Source organism: Micromonospora sp. NPDC007230 (assembly GCF_042869115.1).
GTDB lineage: Bacteria > Actinomycetota > Actinomycetes > Mycobacteriales > Micromonosporaceae > Micromonospora.
The window spans coordinates 65,537-80,990 of the sequence record NZ_JBIAFE010000021.1 but is presented as its reverse complement, the minus strand read 5'-3'; the positions used below and the strand labels follow the sequence as shown (position 1 = coordinate 80,990).

Below are 15,454 nucleotides of genomic sequence, written 5' to 3'. Positions count from 1 at the left end.
ACGCACTTCGCGACCGGGCGGGTGGAATCCAAAGGGGACAGCGGAGACGCGATCCTTGAATTAGGATGCGTTCAACCTTGGCGGCGGCCGCGGCAGGGCAAGTGCCGCGGCCGCCTCGACCCGACGGAAGGATCTTGCATGAGTGCGACGGGCCTGAAGAAGAGACTAGCGCAGGTCGCCACGGCGACCCTCCTGGCCACCACCGCCACCCTGGTGGTTCAGCCAGGCACCGCCCAGGCCGCGGACACCTGCTACGTTGGCGCCTTCTGCTGGTACTCCCTGACCTCCCAGGGCGGCACCCGTGGTTCCCAGACGCAGTACACGAGCGGGTGGGTTCGGATGTCCTCGCTGGTCGACAACAGCGAGTCGAGCTACAACGCGCAGTACGCCGACGCCAAGTGCCTCGGCCAGGGGCGGCCGTACGTGTACCTCTCCGACACCTACCTCTCGGCGCGCACCACCGCACTGGTGGCGATTTCGCAGGGAGAGAAGAAGAACACCTTCAATCCGATCAGCACCAACAACGGCTCCAAGAACATGAACAACCTCTTCAATGACATTTGGAACGCCTGCCGGTGATAATGACTGCCGAGTCCGTAACGGCCCACGGGCCGTTACGGACTCGGCTGCAGTTCGATCACTCATGTCGTCGGGAGAAAGAACGTGCGCAGAAGTATCCGGGTCACCGCGGCGCTCATCGCTTTATTGTTGACCCCTGCCTGCGACAGCCGCGGAGACAGTTCAGCGGCCAAGATGACCGGTGAAAATTCCCCGTCGCTGGCGCCGTTGGCCGGCGGTGAGCCGCCTCTTGATCCCGCCATCGTCGCCGCCGCCGATCCACGGAAGGTCGCGGCCCCCATTGCGGCGTACGTGCAGGAGGACGGGAGGGCCCGGCTCGTCAGCCGAGCCCGGATGCTGGTCGGCGACAGGTGTATGCGGGAGTTCGGCTTTGCGCCGGAGCCCGGCTGGAAGCCGGAGGGGGCCGTGCCGCGGGACATTGCTGCCCGATACGGCCTCTGGGACGAGGGACGGGCAGCGGAGTTCGGCTACCTGCCCGCGGAGGTGAACGACGGGAACCCGGGGCCGGTCCGATTCGTGGGGGCGGACGCGACCAACGTCTACTTCGGTCAGATCGACAACTACCAAGGCAAGCCGGTGCCATCCGGCGGATGCACCAACGTGGAGTTCGAGGCGGTGTTCGGGCCGAAGGACTCGCTCGATGTGGACGGACATCTCCAGGTCAAGCTGGATCAGGAAGCGATCACGAGGGCGACCCAGGACAGCCGGGTCACTCCCCTGCTGTCCGCCTGGCAGGCCTGCGTGAAGTCCGCGGGATGGGACTACAAGAACCCGCAGGACCCGTTCAACTACTGGTCGAGCCGGCGAGGGTCGGACAAGACGCGCGCGGTGGTGAGCGACGAGGAGAAGCGCAGCGCGCTCGCCGACATCGGGTGCAAGAAGTCGACGGGGCTGCTCGGCACGTGGCTGGCCGCTGACATCGCGTACCAGAAGGTGCTCGTGGAGCGGAACGCGGAGCAGTTGAGGGCCTACACGAAGGCGCTCGACACGGTTTCGCAGCGGGCCAACAAGATTATCGCGGAAGGATGACCGCACCCATCTGGCGAGGAACGGCGGACGCGCCGCCCGCTGCGGCCGTGGACCTCCCGGGCGTGGCGGCTGTCCCCGATGACCGCCCGCCCGAGGTGGTCGCCGCGCCACTCGTTCGCCGACGCCGCCGACTTCTCGCCGTGGTTGCCGGGGCCGTGCTGCTTGCGGTCGCCGGTGCCGTCTCGCCGCTGCTGATCAAGTCTCCGCAGCAGGTCGCGGCCGAGGCCCAACCGCCACCACGCACCGTGCTGACCGCCGCCGTCGAGCAACGGGTGCTACGGGACACGGTGGTCCTGCGGGGCGAGGTGGGGCCGCTGCAGTCCTTCTCCGTCACGCCAGGCACCCGTGGTGACGGCAAGGCCGTCGTCACCGCGGTCAAGGCCCGGCAGGGCGACCGGATATCGGCGGGAACGGTGGTGCTGGAGGTGGGTGCGCGACCGCTCATCGTGCTACCCGGCACAACTCCGGCCTACCGAGACCTGAAGCCGGGCGCCAACGGCAAGGACGTGGCCCAACTGCAGGCGGCCCTGAAACGGCTGGGTTTCCGGTCGGGAGATCGTGCGGGGTATTTCGGCGAGGGCACCAAGCGTGCGCTGAGCAGGTTCTACGACAGCAAGGGATACGCGCCCCTTCCCGTCAGTGACACCGACCAGAAGCAGGTCGACGACGCGCGCCGGCAGGTCGTGGCCGGCGAGCGCGCGGTGGCCGACGCACGCGACGCGGTGGCCGCCCTGGCCCAGGACGCGCACGCCACGGCGCAGCAGAAGAGTGAGGCGGCCAAGGCGCTCACCCGAGCCCGGGAGGACCTGACCGCGGCCCAGCGGCAACGTGACGAGATCACGCGGATCACCGGCCCAATGCTGCCGCAGGGTGAGTACGTGTTCCTGCCTTCCTTCCCGGCTCGGATCGACGCGCTGAAGGCGGTGGTGGGCGCTGAGGTGACCACGCCGCTGGTGACCTTCTCGGCAGGATCTCTCGTCGTCAAGGCCACACTGACCGAGGCCCAGCGCGTCTCCTGCAAACCAGGGCAGAAAGTGGAGATCGCCGGCGACGGCGACCTGACGGCGAAGGGTGCGGTCACCTCGATCGGTGAGCAGGCCGTCCCGCCACCGACGGAAGGTCAGGGGGCCGCCCCACAGCCGTCCGGCGTGCCCGTCGTCATCACACCGTCCGCTCCGCTCGACGCCAGGGTGAGCGGGCAGAACGTGCGGCTGACGATCGAGACCGCGTCGAGCGGCGGCAGCGAGCTGGTGGTGCCGGTTTCAGCGATATACGCCGGTGCGGACGGCGCGACCTATGTGACCAGACGCAGCGGCGACGGCGAGGAGGTCCAGATCAGGGTGGAGCCGGGCATGAGCGCGCAGGGCTTCGTGGCGATCACGGTGCAGTCGGGGCGTCTCCGGCCCGGCGACCTCGTGACTGTCGGATCGGCATGACTCACGTCGGCGCGCCACTCGTCGAACTCCGGCAGGTGACCCTGACCTACCCCGGCCCGCCGCCGGTACCGGCGTTGCGAGGCACCGACCTCGTGGTCCGGCATGGCGAGTACCTCACTGTGGTGGGCCGGTCCGGATCCGGCAAGTCGACTCTGCTGAACATCCTTGGCCTGATCGACCGCCCCACCGCTGGCGCCTACCTGTTCGAGGGCGTCGACGTCGGCACCATGCGTGAGAGTCTGCGTACCTCCCTTCGGGCCCGGCGCATTGGTCTCGTCTTCCAGGCGTTTCACCTGTTACCGCACCGCACCGCGGAGGAGAACGTCGCGATCGGGCTGCTCTACCGCGGCCAGCCGGCCCACCGGAGGCGGCAGGAGGCACGGGAGGCACTCGCCCGAGTCGGACTGGCCCACCGCGCCGGAGCCACCCCGCCGCAACTGTCCGGGGGTGAACGGCAACGTGTGGCGATCGCGCGCGCACTGGTCGCGCGGCCGGCCCTGCTGCTCTGTGACGAGCCTACCGGCAATCTGGACACGACCACTGCGGAGAGAATCCTGCGACTCATCGCCGAACTGCACGAATCGGGACTGGCCGTCGTCATGATCACGCATGACCGTGGTGTCGCGGAACGCGGGCAGCGGCGCATCTTGATCACCGACGGTGTGCTGACCGAGTTGACGGCAGAGGGCATCGGGTGAGACTGCGGCGGGACCCGGACGCGAGTCGGCTGCGCGCCGTCGATCTGGCCAGTGAATCCCTCGCGGGGATACTGCAGCGACCGAGCCGCACTGCAATGACCTTGGTGGGCATCGTGCTCGGGATCGGCGCGTTCGTGGCGGTGCTCGGTATCACGTCCAGCGCGACCGGCCAGATCAGCAGGCAGTTCACCGAAATCGTCGCCACCGAAGTGACCGTCGAGGATCTGACCGTCGCTGATCCGAACGCCGAACGGACCGCGTTTCCTGCCGACGCCGACGCCCGGGTGAAGGCCATCAACGGGGTCAGGCACGCCGGCACCTACTGGACGATCCCGGCCAGCCGGGTAGGCGGTGTGACCGGTCTGCCGCTGCCCGGGACCCAGCCGGACGACACGATCCCGGTGGTGGCGACCTCGCCCGGCCTCCCAGATGCGGTACGCGCACACCTGGACCGGGGACGCCTGTTCGACCCGGTGCTGGACGGACGGAGCGAGCGGGTCGCGGTGCTGGGCGCCGTCGTCGCCCGCCAACTCGGGATCACCCGCCTCGACATCCGGCCGATCGTCATGGTCAACGGCATGCCGATGGTCGTCATCGGCATAGTCGACCGGGTCGACCGCCACCCCGAACTCCTCGCGGCGGTCTGGGTGCCCCGCGGCACCGCCGAGCGCTACTGGTCCGGGCCGGCGGACCCGGGCCAGCCACCACGAATGATCATTGACACCCGGCTCGGCGCCGCGGCCGTGGTCGCCGAGCAGGCGCCGATCGCGCTGCGGCCCGACGTGCCCTCCAGCCTGAAGGCCACCGCACCACCCGACCCGCGGGAACTGCGTGATCGCGTCGACACCGAACTGTCTGCGCTGTTCCTCGTCCTAGCGGCGATCAGTCTGCTGGTCGGTGCGGTCGGGATCGCCAACACCACCTTGGTCGCGGTTCTGGAACGGATGCCGGAGATCGGCCTACGGCGGGCTCTCGGCGCGCAGCGTCGGCACGTCGCCGCGCAGTTCCTTGCGGAGAGCACCTCCCTCGGCATCATCGGTGGGCTGATGGCCGCCGGGATCGGCGTCGCGGTCGTGGTCGGGGTGGCGATCAGCCAGCAATGGACGCCGGTTCTCGAACCGTGGACGGTGGTCGCAGCGCCTGTCGTGGGGGGCCTGACGGGGCTGGTCTCCGGGCTCTACCCAGCAGTCAGGGCCAGCCGCATCGAGCCGGTCGCCGCGCTGCGCCACTGACCACGGCCGGGTTGAGGCAGTCGGCTTCCGACCGGAGCGGCAAACCGTCACGCCGCCAGCCGACAGGCCGGCCGCTGTGGGCGGACAGGCCGCCGATGCGAACGGCCTTGCGCCTAGGTTTCCTGTTCGCTCAGTCGCATGTAGCCGTAGCAAGGAAGTCGGTGATGAGGGCGGCCAGTTCCTGCGGGCGTTCGGCGACCATCGCGTGGCTCGCGCCGGCCAGGTGCAGCACCCGCAGCGACGGATTGTCCAGCGCGGCGAGCCGCTCGGCGGTGGCCCGCCGGTAAGCGGCGTACACCTCGTGGAACGCCTGCTGCTCGGGCAGGTCCTCGGTGGCGAGGACGAGCAGCGTGGGGCAGCGGACGTCCCGGTAGGTGGGGAGCAGGTCGAGGGACTCCATCGCTTCCCGTAGCTGCCCGGTCAGCTCCGGGCCCGGGCGCAGCCGGCTACGGCCGTCGTCGCACGGCACGAGGTTGCGCTCGAAGGCCGCCACCCAGTCGTCCGGCGCGGCGCCATACCGCTCGGCCATCGCCCGCTGCCCGGCCAGCGCGGCGGCCAACTGTTCGGCGGTGAGCGGCTCGGCCAGCATCGCGGCCATCCCGTCGAAGGTGGCCCGCAGCTTGGCGAGTTCCGTCGCCGCCTGCTCCGGGTCCATCCCGGCGAGCTGCTCCGGGCGGCCGAGCGTCGGGTTGCCGTCCAGGCTGACGGCGCCGGGGCACTCCGGGTGGCGCTGGGCCCACAGCGCGGCCAGCATCCCGCCGAGGGAGACACCGACCACCGCGGGACGGTCGAGGCCGAGGCCGAGGCCGTCGGCGACCGCGGCCAAGTCGGCCAGCACGTCGTCCCAGCGCCACGGACCCTCCCCGGACCGTCCGTGTCCACGCAGGTCGACGGTGACCACCCGGTGCGCGGGGCGTAGCTGCTCGGCCAGCGTGGTCATCTGGGCGAGGTTGCCGCCAGCACCGTGCAGGAGCAGCAGCGGGCGCCCGGAGCCGCCGAAGTCGCGGAAGGCGATCGGCACGGCCCCGGAGTCGATGAAGGTGTCAGGCACGTCGGGCTCCCTCCTGCAGCAGTCGGTCGCGGACGGCGGCGGACAGCACGCCGCCGGCCGGGTGACGGGCGAGCTTGCCGCGGCTGGCCAGGTCGTGGACGCCCTGGCGGGTGATGCCGAGCATGGCGCCGGCCACCGCGTACGACACCGACTCGGCGGTGGGGTGGCCCACCCGCCGCGCGACGATCTGGCCAAGCGGGCTTCGCCACCAGTCGAGGGGCGGGTTGAACGGACCGTCGCCGGGATAGAGCGTGGCGATGGCTCGGATGATCACCCCGTAGGCCGCCCGGTCGTCGCCGCTGACCATCGTGGCGGCCCACGATCGTGCGCGCTCCCGGACAACGGCGCGCAGCGGGTCGACCGCGTCATGGCCGTCGACCAGGATCTCGAGCGGGTCGAGCAGCCGGATGTCGATCAGCCTGACGAGCTGCTCGACCAGTTCCTCTTCACCCGGTGGCATGCCGCCTCCCCTCGTTGCTTGACGCCCATCGTCAAGTACTTGACGACTGGTGTCAAGCGGTGGCGAATGGAGCGGAATGTCGCATTCGCCCCATAAGCTTGGCGCGGTCATCACGGATCGCAGGGAGACAAGATGCTCGACCACTTCTCCGTCCTGGTGCGCGACCTGCCGGCCAGCGCCGCCTTCTACGACAGGGTGCTGGCTACGCTGGGCGGTCGCCGGATCCTGGAGCCCGGCCCGATCGGCTACGGCGTCGACTTCCCCGACTTCTGGCTGGCGCCCGCACCGGCCGGGGCCGCGCCGCTGGAAGCGCACATCGCCTTCACCGCCCCCGACCGGGCCGCCGTGCAGGCGTTCCACGACGCCGCGGTCGCGGCCGGCGCGGAAGTCCTGCACCCGCCCCGCCTCTGGCCGGAATACCACCCGACCTACTTCGGGGCGTTCGTCCGGGACCCGGACGGCAACAACGTCGAGGCGGTCTGCCACCGACCGGAGTAGGCGGCGCAGGGGCTGCGGGCGGGACGCCGACCAGGCCGGCCGGTGCTGCGGGTGGACGCGGGGTCAACGGGTGGCCCGCTCCCAGGCCGCCGCCACCTGAGGGCTGTAGTAGCGGGTAAAGCCCCCGCATCCCCACCAGGCGATCGGGTAGTCCAGCGGCTCGCCGCCCCACCGGGGCTCCCCGGATACGAGCAGTCGGGTCCCGACTCCGTAGGTGGGGGAACCGAAATTGTTGTGCAAGCCATCGTCGGTCGCCGCAAACTGCGGTGCAGGCATGTTCACCGTCACCGTGTCGCTGGTCCCGCCCCGGAACCATTGGTGGACGCGCAGAGTGACCCCGACCCCGAACGGGACACTGCCGGGCCGCTCGCGGGCCGGCCCGATGGCGATCACCGTGCCATCGAACGAGAACGCCCGCTTGGCCACCTCGGGCAGGGAATATTCGACGACGCACGATATCGCCGCCTCCTCGCCTGGCACAGGCTCGCCCGCCCTCCCGAACGTCGGTACGACGCTGGGTGCGCCGATGCTCGGGGAGTCGGAACGCGGGACGGCCATGCCGCCGGCGACGACGAGCGAGACGGCGGAGACCGCGACACCGCTCACCCAGGCGGTCCGGACCCGGCGACGGTGCCGCACCTTCCGCAGGGCACCGTCGGCCAGGCCACTGGCCCGGGGAGCACGGGCGGCGTCGGCCGCGAACAGGTCACGTAGCTGCTGCTCGGTGGTGGTCATCTGCTCTCCTCCACGGCGTGCGGGGTTCCTGCGATGCGCAGTGCGGCCAGGGCGCGAGACGCCGTCGCGCGCACGGAGCTTTCGCTGACGCCCATCGCCTCGGCGATCGCCCGGTCGTCGAGGTCGGCGTAGTACCGCAGCACCAGCACCGTCCGGGCCCGGGGCGCCAGCCCGGTGAGCAGGACGCGCATGGCGTCGCGGGAGGCGATGCCCTCCCCCGGGTCGGCCAGCGTGCCAGCGTCGGTTTCGCCGACCTCGACCGGCCGCTCTGTCGTCCAGCGGCGCCGCCGCCACGACAGGTGCGCGTTGACCAGCATTCGGCGTACGTAGGCCTCGGGGTTGGTCGCGACAGCAACCTTGCGCCAGTGCCGGTACGCGTCGGCGAGCGCCGTCTGGGTGAGGTCCTCGGCGAGGTGCCGGTCGCCGGTGAGCACGTACGACAGCCGCAGCAGCGCGTCACCCTGCTCCCCGACGAACTCCTCGAAGGTCAATCCCGGCCTCCCGTCAGCGGTCCCCACCCGGAAAGACGCATCGAGATACTCCCGCCGCTGCAAGGCGACCACGGGGTAGGTCGGCGGCGGGGCAAGGAAGTGACCGTTCCGCCAGGTACTACCGGCGAACGGTCAGCGCAACGGGTCGTGGGTGCCGCGCGGCACGTGCGGCTTGCAGCGACGTACCCGGTCGGCGGCCATCCGCCCACCGACCGCGAGACCGTACTTCTCCACCGCCGCGAGCCCGTACGCACTGCACGTCGGCGTGTAACGGCACTGGCCGGGCCAGCGATGCGACAGCCAGCGACGGTAGCCGACGATGGCGGCCCTGCCGGCCCGGTCCACGGCGGGCGTACGGGTGGCGGTGGCGGCCACCGATCCGAGGGTCAGCAGGAACGAGAACAGCCCGAAGTCGCAGCAGCCCGGGCCGTCGCAGGCGCAGGCGTCGCAGACGTGGTCCTTCTTCTTGTCGTACCACTTGTTCGGCTTGATCACGACGCCATGATGCGACACCCGCGCCACCGCGCCCTCACGTCAGCGTCACCCGGCGTCGGAGGCGACAACGACGCGCTTGCGAGCCTTATTGCAGCCAGACTCATTCGGGCCGGGCGACGACGTGATTCACCAGCGCCTGCATGCGTGTCCGGTCGGCCCGCATCACGGACACCTGAGCAAGGCCGGTCGCGCCGGGTGCCCCGAAGAAGCGGTGCAGTATCTGGGCGGCTGCCCGGCCTGTGGCGCTGGTCGGCCAGGTTTCCGCCGTCAGCCCCATGCCGTAGGCGGCGTGGAGAAGGCGCCAGAGGTCGACCGCGTCCTTGGCGGCGAAGCGGCCCCGGTACGCGAGCGCCTTCAGGCAGAGCGCCGAGGCCACGTCAGGCAGAGCGACCTGTAGCGCCAGCTTGTCGGCACTCGTCAGGCGAACTTCCAGCTGAAGCAAGCTGGCCGGGCGGTGGAGCGCGAGGATCAGTCCCGGCACCTCATCCACGATGAGATCACCGTGGCGTTGGTTCGGCACCAGTTTGCTCTCGAACGACGGGGCAAGGATGTCAATGACAAGGTCCAGCGGCCCGTGGTTGTCCTGGTAACGGCGGACGAACCGGTTGGCCGCCTCCCCGCGTCGATAGCCGCGCTCGGCCAGGGCCCGAGGGAGCCGAGGATGCGACGACAGCGGGCAGTGCGGCGAAGTCGGCGTCAAGGGTCTCCCGCATCGGTACCTGCCCGGCGACGCCGTGCACTGCGGTGAGGAGGGTGACCATGTGCCCGCCGACGATCCGGTGATCCAACTCCAGTGCTGCGGCGATCGCAGAAAGGTCGGCGAGTGTCCGGAAGCCGGCATCGGCCGCCCGGCTGGTGGAGGTCAGCGTCAGCACGTCGGAGGGAGTTGCACCAGGTGATACGGGTCGAGTCACGCTGCCCAACTCCCACTTGCTCGCTGGCGGCGGTCCCGCAGCGTCCGTCGCAGGTGCCGAACGGCCTCATCGGTGTCGGGACCTGGGGCGCGAGCCACGTCCCACAGGATCTGCAACGGATCCGCCAGTGGCACGCTCCCCGATGCCTCGTCAGCCGTCGGGCGCGGCCAGACTCCGGGATCCTTGGGCACGATGAGTTCCACCGTCGCGTCTTCTTCGTCGGCGGGTGTGAGGCCAGCACTGGTCAGGTCCACGCCGGATTGGGCGTAGACGACTACTCGGCGCGGGGCTCGCCATGGGGCGACGCGGTCGGCTGCGACATCACCGGAGATCGCGATCCGTCCGCAGTCGCCGCTCGTCAGCAGGTTGATGGCGGCCTCTGCCTGCTGCACCGGCGGTTCCAGGCCGTACCAGAGGGTTCTCAGGCCGCCTGGTCCCGGGTACGAGTTCAGCCACCGGTCGAAGACCGCATCGATGTCGGCGACGTCCCAGCCGGCCGGCGTCCGGTGCGCGAGACCTTGTTCGGTCAATGCGGCGAGCGCCTGTGAGACGCGAGGCTGGGACACGCCGGTGACCGCCGCCAACTGCTGCTGCCCGGCCCAGGGTCGCTCGGCCAACCGCCGTACCAGGGTGAACGTGCCCCAGGGGACGCGACCCGGCCGGGTCCGTGGGGGCGGGGTATCGACGTCCCTCGTCTCGATGGACACCTGCTGTCCTGCCACCTGAAGGAGACCTGTGACCTGCCGCCTGTTGTCGACCAACCAGGACCAGCCGGCCGCCTCGATCGCGGATCGGACACCGGACGCGGCTGAAGGCACGACGAGCAGGACCTGGTCCCGATGTCGGCTCTTCAGGTGGGCGATGTCGCTGGGATTGAGCACAGCTGGCGAGGACACCACTCTCAGGATCCCGCGCTGGGGGCCACTCCGCAGCTCGACGTGATCGGCGTCGAGCGGTACGATCACGACTCCGGCATCAACCAGGGCCCTCCACACCGCCGACGATATAAGCATTTTCCGACCTCCTCAGATAATACTTATAACACAGGATCTGGCCCCGATGTCGTCCACGCCAACTTTGGCCGCCACTCCTTCCACCTTCTTCCGGCCGGCCCGGGCTGCGGCTTTGTGCAACTTGAGTTGGGCCTGCGCCTCTGCCGGCATGGTGCGCGATGGCAGCCTGGGGCGCCCCTACTTCGCCCCTCGGCCCGCGGCCGCCGGCCGAGGCCCTGATTCGCGGACCCCGCCCCTCCGCTCACGCCTCGGCGTTCTGGCATCTCCGCCCTGCGCCGACCCCCCGGGAGCAGAGGTACGGTCCTGTTCAGCGCCGCACCCGGCCGGCCCTGCTCGGCTGGCCGAGTCATCCGGCGATTTGCTGCTCCAGGCCGTCGAGGAGGGCCTGGAGGCCGAACTCGAAGGACTTGTCGGGAGACGCGGCATAGTTGGCCGCCGCTGGCGTTTCCAGGCGGGCGCGCAGGTGCGGGTAGCGCATGGCGATCTCCTGGGCCTTGGCCATGGCGTCTTGGAACTGTTCTTCGGCGGTGGTGTCGTCCCAGGCGAGTTTCCGGGTGAGTGAGGCGGTCGCGGCGGCGCCGGCCGCGTTGCCGAGCACGTAGGTGAAGACGGCGGAGGCGGCCTGGTCGGCCTGCGCGCCGGCGAAGCCGGCGGCTTCGTAGACGGCGAGGCTGTGGTCGTCGTGGCGGGCCTTGCCCTCGCCGTAGAGGACGTGCGCAGCGAAGGCCTGCACTAGCCAGGGGTGCCGGGTGAACATCTCGTACAGGTCGATGGCCATGCCGGTGGCCGCGGTGCGCCAGTCGACCGCATCCAGGTCGGGCAACTTGAGCTCACCCCACACCTGGTCGGTGGCGAGAAGGACGAGGTTGTCCTTGTTCTTGACGTGCCAGTACACGGCCGTGGCGGCGGAGTCGAGTCGTTTGCCCAGGGCGCGCATGTTCAGGCCTTCGAGGCCTTCGGCATCCAGGAGCTCGACCGCGGTGCGGACGATCTGATCTCGGGTGAGCGTGTCGCGGGGCATGCCCTCACGGTACGCAGTTGCTTGCACAAAGTTCAAGAAAGGCCTTGCACATTGTTCAAGTCGCCGTCTAGCGTCCATTCCGCCAGCCAATTGAACTAAGTGCAATTCGAAGGAGATACTCATGAACACGCTCGCCGCCGTCATGCAGCTGCTCGTCGCGGCCGCCTTCGTCAGCATCCCGGTGGTCCGCCATCGCTTCGGCCCTGCCGCGAAGGCCGCCGCGGTGACCGAGCTTCGCCGCCAGCACGTCCGCCCGGAGGTGTTGGAGGAGAACAAGCTCCGGTTCGACGCGGGCGGCCACGAGACCGCAGCCCCGGCCACCGTCGCCGTGGTGATGACCGCCATCGCAGCCCTGAACTTCGCCGGCGCCGGCCTGGCCCAACTGCTGACCTGGATCTTCTCCTCGCTGGTCGTGCTGATGAACGTGGCCATCGTTTACAGCAACCTCACCGCGGTGAAGTCCGTGGAGGCCGCCTTCCGCCGCAAGGGCGACCCGGAGCTGACCCGCGTCGACGTCGCGCCCTTCCTCCAGGCCGCCGAGGGCGCCTTCCCTCGCTGGGTGCGCGCCCAGACCTACCTTCGCAACACGGTGGTCTTCGCCGGCTCCGCCGTCGCCCTGATCGCCGTCTCCCTCGTCTGACAACCCGCCCCTGATCCTGCAGCGGCGAGCCAACGGATGCACAGAACAGGGCGGAGCCGGGTCCGGCCGGTGACGCGGCCGGTGGGATACGCACCGGCCGCGCCGAACTCGGCCGAAGGCAGGTCCGACCCGTCCGAGTCACAACTGCGCGCTCAGCTGACCGCGGCGCCGAACCACCTGGGCAGCTGGCCGAGCAAATCCTGCTGGTCATCACCGACCCACGCCACGTGCCCGTCCGGCCGCAGCAGCACGGCGGGCACGTCCAGTTCCTCGCTGACGTCGACGACGTGATCGATTCGATCTGCCCAGCCCGCCACCGAGAGCCGGCCGGTCTGGTCGAGCAGCAACCCGCGGCCACCGTGCATCCGCGCGTAGAGGCGCCCCCGTTTCAGCTCCACGTCCCGCATCCGGCGGCCGAGCAGGTCATGCCCGTCACCGAAGTCGTAACGGACCCCGATCGCGGTGATCTTCTCGATCAGGTACCGGTTCACCTCATCGAACTCCACCAGTTCCGCCAGCAGCCGGCGCACTGCCCGGGCACCCGGCTCGAGGGACATCAGCTCCATCTGCGCGCGGGTGTTGTCCAGCACGTCGGCGGCCACCGGGCGCCGTTCGGTGTGGTAACTGTCCAGCAGCCCCGCCGGGGCCCAGCCGTTGACCTCGGCGGCCAGTTTCCAGCCGAGGTTGAACGCATCCTGGATGCCGAGGTTGAGGCCCTGCCCCCCGGTCGGCGGATGGATGTGCGCGGCGTCGCCGGCGAGCAGCACCCGGCCGGTCCGGTAGCGCTCGGCCAGGCGAGTGGCGTCGCCGAAGCGGGACAGCCAGCGCGGTGAGTGCACGCCGAAGTCGGTGCCGGCGAACACCCGTAGCTGCTGCTTGACCTCCTCAAGGGTCGGCGGGACCGTGCGGTCCTCGGCCACCCTCTCGGCGGGCACGACGACGCGGTAGACCCCGTCTCCGAGCGGTACGGCACCGAACCGCACCTGGGTCTTGCGGACCTCGGCCACCACCTCGGCGAGGGTCTCCGGCGGCACGGCCACCTCCATCTCACCCAGCAGCGTCTCGACCCTGGCGGGTTCGCCCGGGAAGCCGACGCCGAGCAGCTTGCGTACCCTGCTGCGGCCGCCGTCGGAGCCGACGAGGTAGCGCGAGCGCAGCTGCGTGCCGTCGGCCAGCTCGGCGGTCACCCCGTGTTCGTCCTGGCTGAGCCCGACCAGTTCGCAGCCGCGCCGGATCTCGGCGCCGAGTTCGGTGGCGCGCTCGGCGAGCAGGCGGTCGGTGATGGTCTGCGGGATGCCGAGGACGTACGAATGTGCGGTGTCCAGCCGGTCGGGCCAGGATTTGCCGATGCCGGCGAAGAAGCCGCCGACCGTGAACTGCTGGCCGTGCGGGAGGAACCGCTCCAGCAGACCGCGCTGGTCCATCACCTCGATGCTGCGCACGTGCAGGCCGAGCGCACGGACCACCCTGGTCGGCTCTGCGTCCTTCTCCAGCACGAGCACGTGCACGCCGTGCAGCCGCAGCTCGCTGGCCAGCATCAAGCCGGTCGGTCCGCCGCCGGCAACGATCACGTCAAACATGAAATCCCCCAATGTTTCGGCCAGTTGCTGCGCGCAGTCCGGCGGGGCACACACCCGCACCTCCGCGTCGGATGCCGCAACCACCCCACGAGCCCACCGGCGGTTCGACGACCCGCGAGACCGATAGGTCGACAAAACGCGCGTAGTTCGCGAATCCCTGATTTCCACAGGTTCTGGCTTCGACGGGAGATTCTGCGGCACGACGCGGGTCTTGCCGCAAGACCCCCAGTGCGATATATGTTGAGAGTGGCAGGGAGTTGCTCCTTGCCCTTTTTTGTCCGCGGTGGACGTCAGCCCCGGGTGGCCTCGGCGGCGGCCCGTTTCAGGCAGGCCGGCACGTCACCCGCGTGGTAGGGGTGTTCGCTCGGTTCGATGCTGGCGAGGAACATCGCGTACACGGCGGCCATCCGCAGCGGGGCGACCGGGCGGAGCAGGTCGACGGCCCGGTGCGGGTCGCTGCCCGGCACGTCGGCCCGCCAGCGGGCGGCCCAGGCGTCGAGCATCGGCGCGGCGGCGGCCGGGTCGAGGGTCTCGGTGAGGCGCAGGATGTCGAAGGCGGGGTGCCCGACGAACGAGTCGCCCCAGTCGATCATCACCCGCCGCACGCCGTCGCCGCGCACGTTGCCGGGATGCAGGTCGCCGTGGACGAGCGTGTCGGGCAGCCCGCAGCGGCGTACCTCATCGAGCCGGTCGTCGAGGGCGGCGAGCAGGTCGGCGGCGACGGACAGGTCGTGCGGGGCGAGCCCGTCGCGGATCCAGGCGGCCAGCACCGGCCCCCGCAGATCGGGTACGCCGGCGGCGAGCAGCCCGTCAACGTCGCCGGCGGCGCGCAGTTGGACGGTGTGGTGGTCGGCGGCGATCGTGGCGCGTTCGGTGTCGTCGGCGGCGTAGCGGTCCTCGCCGGGCGCGTGGTCGAGCAGGATGCGGCCGGTGTCGTCGGCGGCGAGCAGGGCGGGTGCGGTGCCGGGCGCGGCGGCGGCGAGCCAGCGCAGCACGCCGGCCTCGTGCCGGAAGAAGGCGGGCACCTGCTTGAGCCAGGCGCTGCCTTGGTCGCCGTCGAGCCGCCAGATCGCGGACAGGTTCCAGGTGCGGTGCTGTTCGACCGCGGTCACCGGCCGGCCGAGGCGGTGCAGTTCGGCGGTGGCCCAGGCGAGGCTGCGGGCCGGGCCGCCGGATTCGGCCCAGGGGGCGCGCAACGGGTGCGGCGACAGATCCACCGCCACCGGGTCGAGCGGCACCGCCGGGGGCGTGGTGACCTGGCCGAGGTAGGTGAGGTGGCCGCCGGGCGGTTCGGGGCGGTCGGCGGCGAGCAGCCGCAGCACGGCCACGTCGATGCCGTAGCGGCGGCGGGCCCCGTCGACGATCGCGCCGACCTGCTGCCACCACGGCTCCGGCACGTCGTACGCGGGGAGGGCGCCGAGTGGCCGGCCGGCCTGGTCGACGAGCACGAGGGTCACTGTGCGGGACACGTGCGGACGGTAATGCCCGGCCAGGCGCGGACGCGACCGGTTAACCCGGAGACCGACCCGGGGCCGGTTCCGGGGCGGATACGGGTCCGACCCCGATGTCCCCGGCCCAAGCC

Annotated in this window: 17 protein-coding genes; 7 read left to right on the top strand and 10 right to left on the bottom strand. The window is 70.5% G+C overall.

Going from position 1 to position 15,454, the window contains the following annotated elements; genetic code table 11:
• The first annotated feature begins 138 nt into the window (after window positions 1-138).
• The 5 genes from ACFYML_RS26235 to ACFYML_RS26215 all read left to right on the top strand — a co-directional run bounded on the left by ACFYML_RS26235 (window position 139) and on the right by ACFYML_RS26215 (window position 4,974).
• The gene (locus tag ACFYML_RS26235) at window positions 139-579 is read left to right on the top strand and encodes a hypothetical protein (protein ID WP_387423170.1); all 441 of its coding nucleotides are present in this window, start codon (window positions 139-141) and stop codon (window positions 577-579) included.
• An 84-nt stretch (window positions 580-663) separates the two neighbouring features.
• A complete protein-coding gene (locus tag ACFYML_RS26230) occupies window positions 664-1,608 on the top strand; it encodes a hypothetical protein (protein WP_387423169.1) in 945 nt (314 codons plus the stop codon).
• A complete protein-coding gene (locus tag ACFYML_RS26225) occupies window positions 1,605-3,044 on the top strand; it encodes a peptidoglycan-binding protein (protein WP_387423167.1) in 1,440 nt (479 codons plus the stop codon). The genes ACFYML_RS26230 and ACFYML_RS26225 overlap by 4 nt, the downstream gene beginning before the upstream one ends.
• A complete protein-coding gene (locus tag ACFYML_RS26220; protein ID WP_387423166.1) occupies window positions 3,041-3,742 on the top strand; it encodes an ABC transporter ATP-binding protein in 702 nt (233 codons plus the stop codon). Before ACFYML_RS26225 ends, ACFYML_RS26220 begins: the two co-directional genes overlap by 4 nt.
• A 95-nt stretch (window positions 3,743-3,837) precedes the next feature.
• Window positions 3,838-4,974, top strand: a complete 1,137-nt coding sequence (locus ACFYML_RS26215) for an ABC transporter permease (RefSeq protein ID WP_387423165.1) — start codon at window positions 3,838-3,840, stop codon at window positions 4,972-4,974.
• Window positions 4,975-5,104: 130 nt separating this feature from the next.
• On the opposite strand, the gene ACFYML_RS26210 is transcribed toward ACFYML_RS26215, so the two are convergent.
• Window positions 5,105-6,025, bottom strand: a complete 921-nt coding sequence (locus tag ACFYML_RS26210; RefSeq protein ID WP_387423164.1) for an alpha/beta fold hydrolase — start codon at window positions 6,023-6,025, stop codon at window positions 5,105-5,107.
• Entirely contained in the window at window positions 6,018-6,485 is a 468-nt protein-coding gene (locus tag ACFYML_RS26205; protein ID WP_387423163.1) for a hypothetical protein, read from the bottom strand. Before ACFYML_RS26205 ends, ACFYML_RS26210 begins: the two co-directional genes overlap by 8 nt.
• A gap of 132 nt (window positions 6,486-6,617) precedes the next feature.
• On the opposite strand from ACFYML_RS26205, the gene ACFYML_RS26200 reads away from it, so the two are divergent.
• Complete coding sequence (locus tag ACFYML_RS26200) at window positions 6,618-6,983, top strand: VOC family protein (protein WP_387423162.1); 366 nt, start codon at window positions 6,618-6,620, stop codon at window positions 6,981-6,983.
• A 63-nt stretch (window positions 6,984-7,046) separates the two neighbouring features.
• On the opposite strand, the gene ACFYML_RS26195 is transcribed toward ACFYML_RS26200, so the two are convergent.
• The 6 genes from ACFYML_RS26195 to ACFYML_RS26170 all read right to left on the bottom strand — a co-directional run bounded on the left by ACFYML_RS26195 (window position 7,047) and on the right by ACFYML_RS26170 (window position 11,652).
• Window positions 7,047-7,718, bottom strand: a complete 672-nt coding sequence (locus ACFYML_RS26195; protein ID WP_387423161.1) for a hypothetical protein — start codon at window positions 7,716-7,718, stop codon at window positions 7,047-7,049.
• Window positions 7,715-8,209, bottom strand: coding sequence for a SigE family RNA polymerase sigma factor (locus ACFYML_RS26190; RefSeq protein WP_387423159.1), 495 nt, complete (start codon window positions 8,207-8,209; stop codon window positions 7,715-7,717). The genes ACFYML_RS26195 and ACFYML_RS26190 overlap by 4 nt, the downstream gene beginning before the upstream one ends.
• Before the next feature lie 132 nt (window positions 8,210-8,341).
• Window positions 8,342-8,704, bottom strand: coding sequence for a membrane protein insertion efficiency factor YidD (yidD, locus tag ACFYML_RS26185; RefSeq protein WP_387273702.1), 363 nt, complete (start codon window positions 8,702-8,704; stop codon window positions 8,342-8,344).
• Between the two features lie 100 nt (window positions 8,705-8,804).
• Window positions 8,805-9,404 (bottom strand): hypothetical protein, encoded by a 600-nt coding sequence (locus ACFYML_RS26180; RefSeq protein WP_387423158.1) that lies wholly within the window; start codon window positions 9,402-9,404, stop codon window positions 8,805-8,807.
• A 210-nt stretch (window positions 9,405-9,614) separates the two neighbouring features.
• On the bottom strand, window positions 9,615-10,583 hold the full coding sequence (locus tag ACFYML_RS26175) for a hypothetical protein (RefSeq protein WP_387423157.1): 969 nt from the start codon (window positions 10,581-10,583) through the stop codon (window positions 9,615-9,617).
• Window positions 10,584-10,977: 394 nt separating this feature from the next.
• Complete coding sequence (locus tag ACFYML_RS26170) at window positions 10,978-11,652, bottom strand: TetR/AcrR family transcriptional regulator C-terminal domain-containing protein (protein ID WP_387423156.1); 675 nt, start codon at window positions 11,650-11,652, stop codon at window positions 10,978-10,980.
• Between the two features lie 121 nt (window positions 11,653-11,773).
• Here ACFYML_RS26170 and ACFYML_RS26165 point away from each other — a divergent pair, with 121 nt between their 5' ends.
• Entirely contained in the window at window positions 11,774-12,292 is a 519-nt protein-coding gene (locus ACFYML_RS26165; protein ID WP_387423154.1) for a hypothetical protein, read from the top strand.
• A 152-nt stretch (window positions 12,293-12,444) separates the two neighbouring features.
• On the opposite strand, the gene rox is transcribed toward ACFYML_RS26165, so the two are convergent.
• Together rox and ACFYML_RS26155 are read right to left on the bottom strand one after the other, a co-directional pair.
• Window positions 12,445-13,872 (bottom strand): rifampin monooxygenase, encoded by a 1,428-nt coding sequence (gene rox, locus ACFYML_RS26160; protein ID WP_387423153.1) that lies wholly within the window; start codon window positions 13,870-13,872, stop codon window positions 12,445-12,447.
• A 290-nt stretch (window positions 13,873-14,162) separates the two neighbouring features.
• Window positions 14,163-15,341 carry a phosphotransferase gene (locus tag ACFYML_RS26155; RefSeq protein WP_387423152.1) on the bottom strand — a complete coding sequence of 393 codons (1,179 nt, stop codon included), beginning with the start codon at window positions 15,339-15,341 and terminating at the stop codon, window positions 14,163-14,165.
• Between the last annotated feature and the right edge of the window lie 113 nt (window positions 15,342-15,454).

Excerpts from the sequence above, each read along its gene's own strand:
- ACFYML_RS26220 (WP_387423166.1), top strand. The coding sequence starts at position 3,041 with ATGACTCACGTCGGCGCGCCACTCGTCGAACTCCGGCAGGTGACCCTG.
- rox (WP_387423153.1), bottom strand. The coding sequence starts at position 13,872 with ATGTTTGACGTGATCGTTGCCGGCGGCGGACCGACCGGCTTGATGCTG.
- ACFYML_RS26200 (WP_387423162.1), top strand. The coding sequence starts at position 6,618 with ATGCTCGACCACTTCTCCGTCCTGGTGCGCGACCTGCCGGCCAGCGCC.
- ACFYML_RS26205 (WP_387423163.1), bottom strand. The coding sequence starts at position 6,485 with ATGCCACCGGGTGAAGAGGAACTGGTCGAGCAGCTCGTCAGGCTGATC.
- ACFYML_RS26195 (WP_387423161.1), bottom strand. The coding sequence starts at position 7,718 with ATGACCACCACCGAGCAGCAGCTACGTGACCTGTTCGCGGCCGACGCC.
- ACFYML_RS26170 (WP_387423156.1), bottom strand. The coding sequence starts at position 11,652 with ATGCCCCGCGACACGCTCACCCGAGATCAGATCGTCCGCACCGCGGTC.
- ACFYML_RS26235 (WP_387423170.1), top strand. The coding sequence starts at position 139 with ATGAGTGCGACGGGCCTGAAGAAGAGACTAGCGCAGGTCGCCACGGCG.
- ACFYML_RS26225 (WP_387423167.1), top strand. The coding sequence starts at position 1,605 with ATGACCGCACCCATCTGGCGAGGAACGGCGGACGCGCCGCCCGCTGCG.
- ACFYML_RS26215 (WP_387423165.1), top strand. The coding sequence starts at position 3,838 with ATGACCTTGGTGGGCATCGTGCTCGGGATCGGCGCGTTCGTGGCGGTG.
- ACFYML_RS26165 (WP_387423154.1), top strand. The coding sequence starts at position 11,774 with ATGAACACGCTCGCCGCCGTCATGCAGCTGCTCGTCGCGGCCGCCTTC.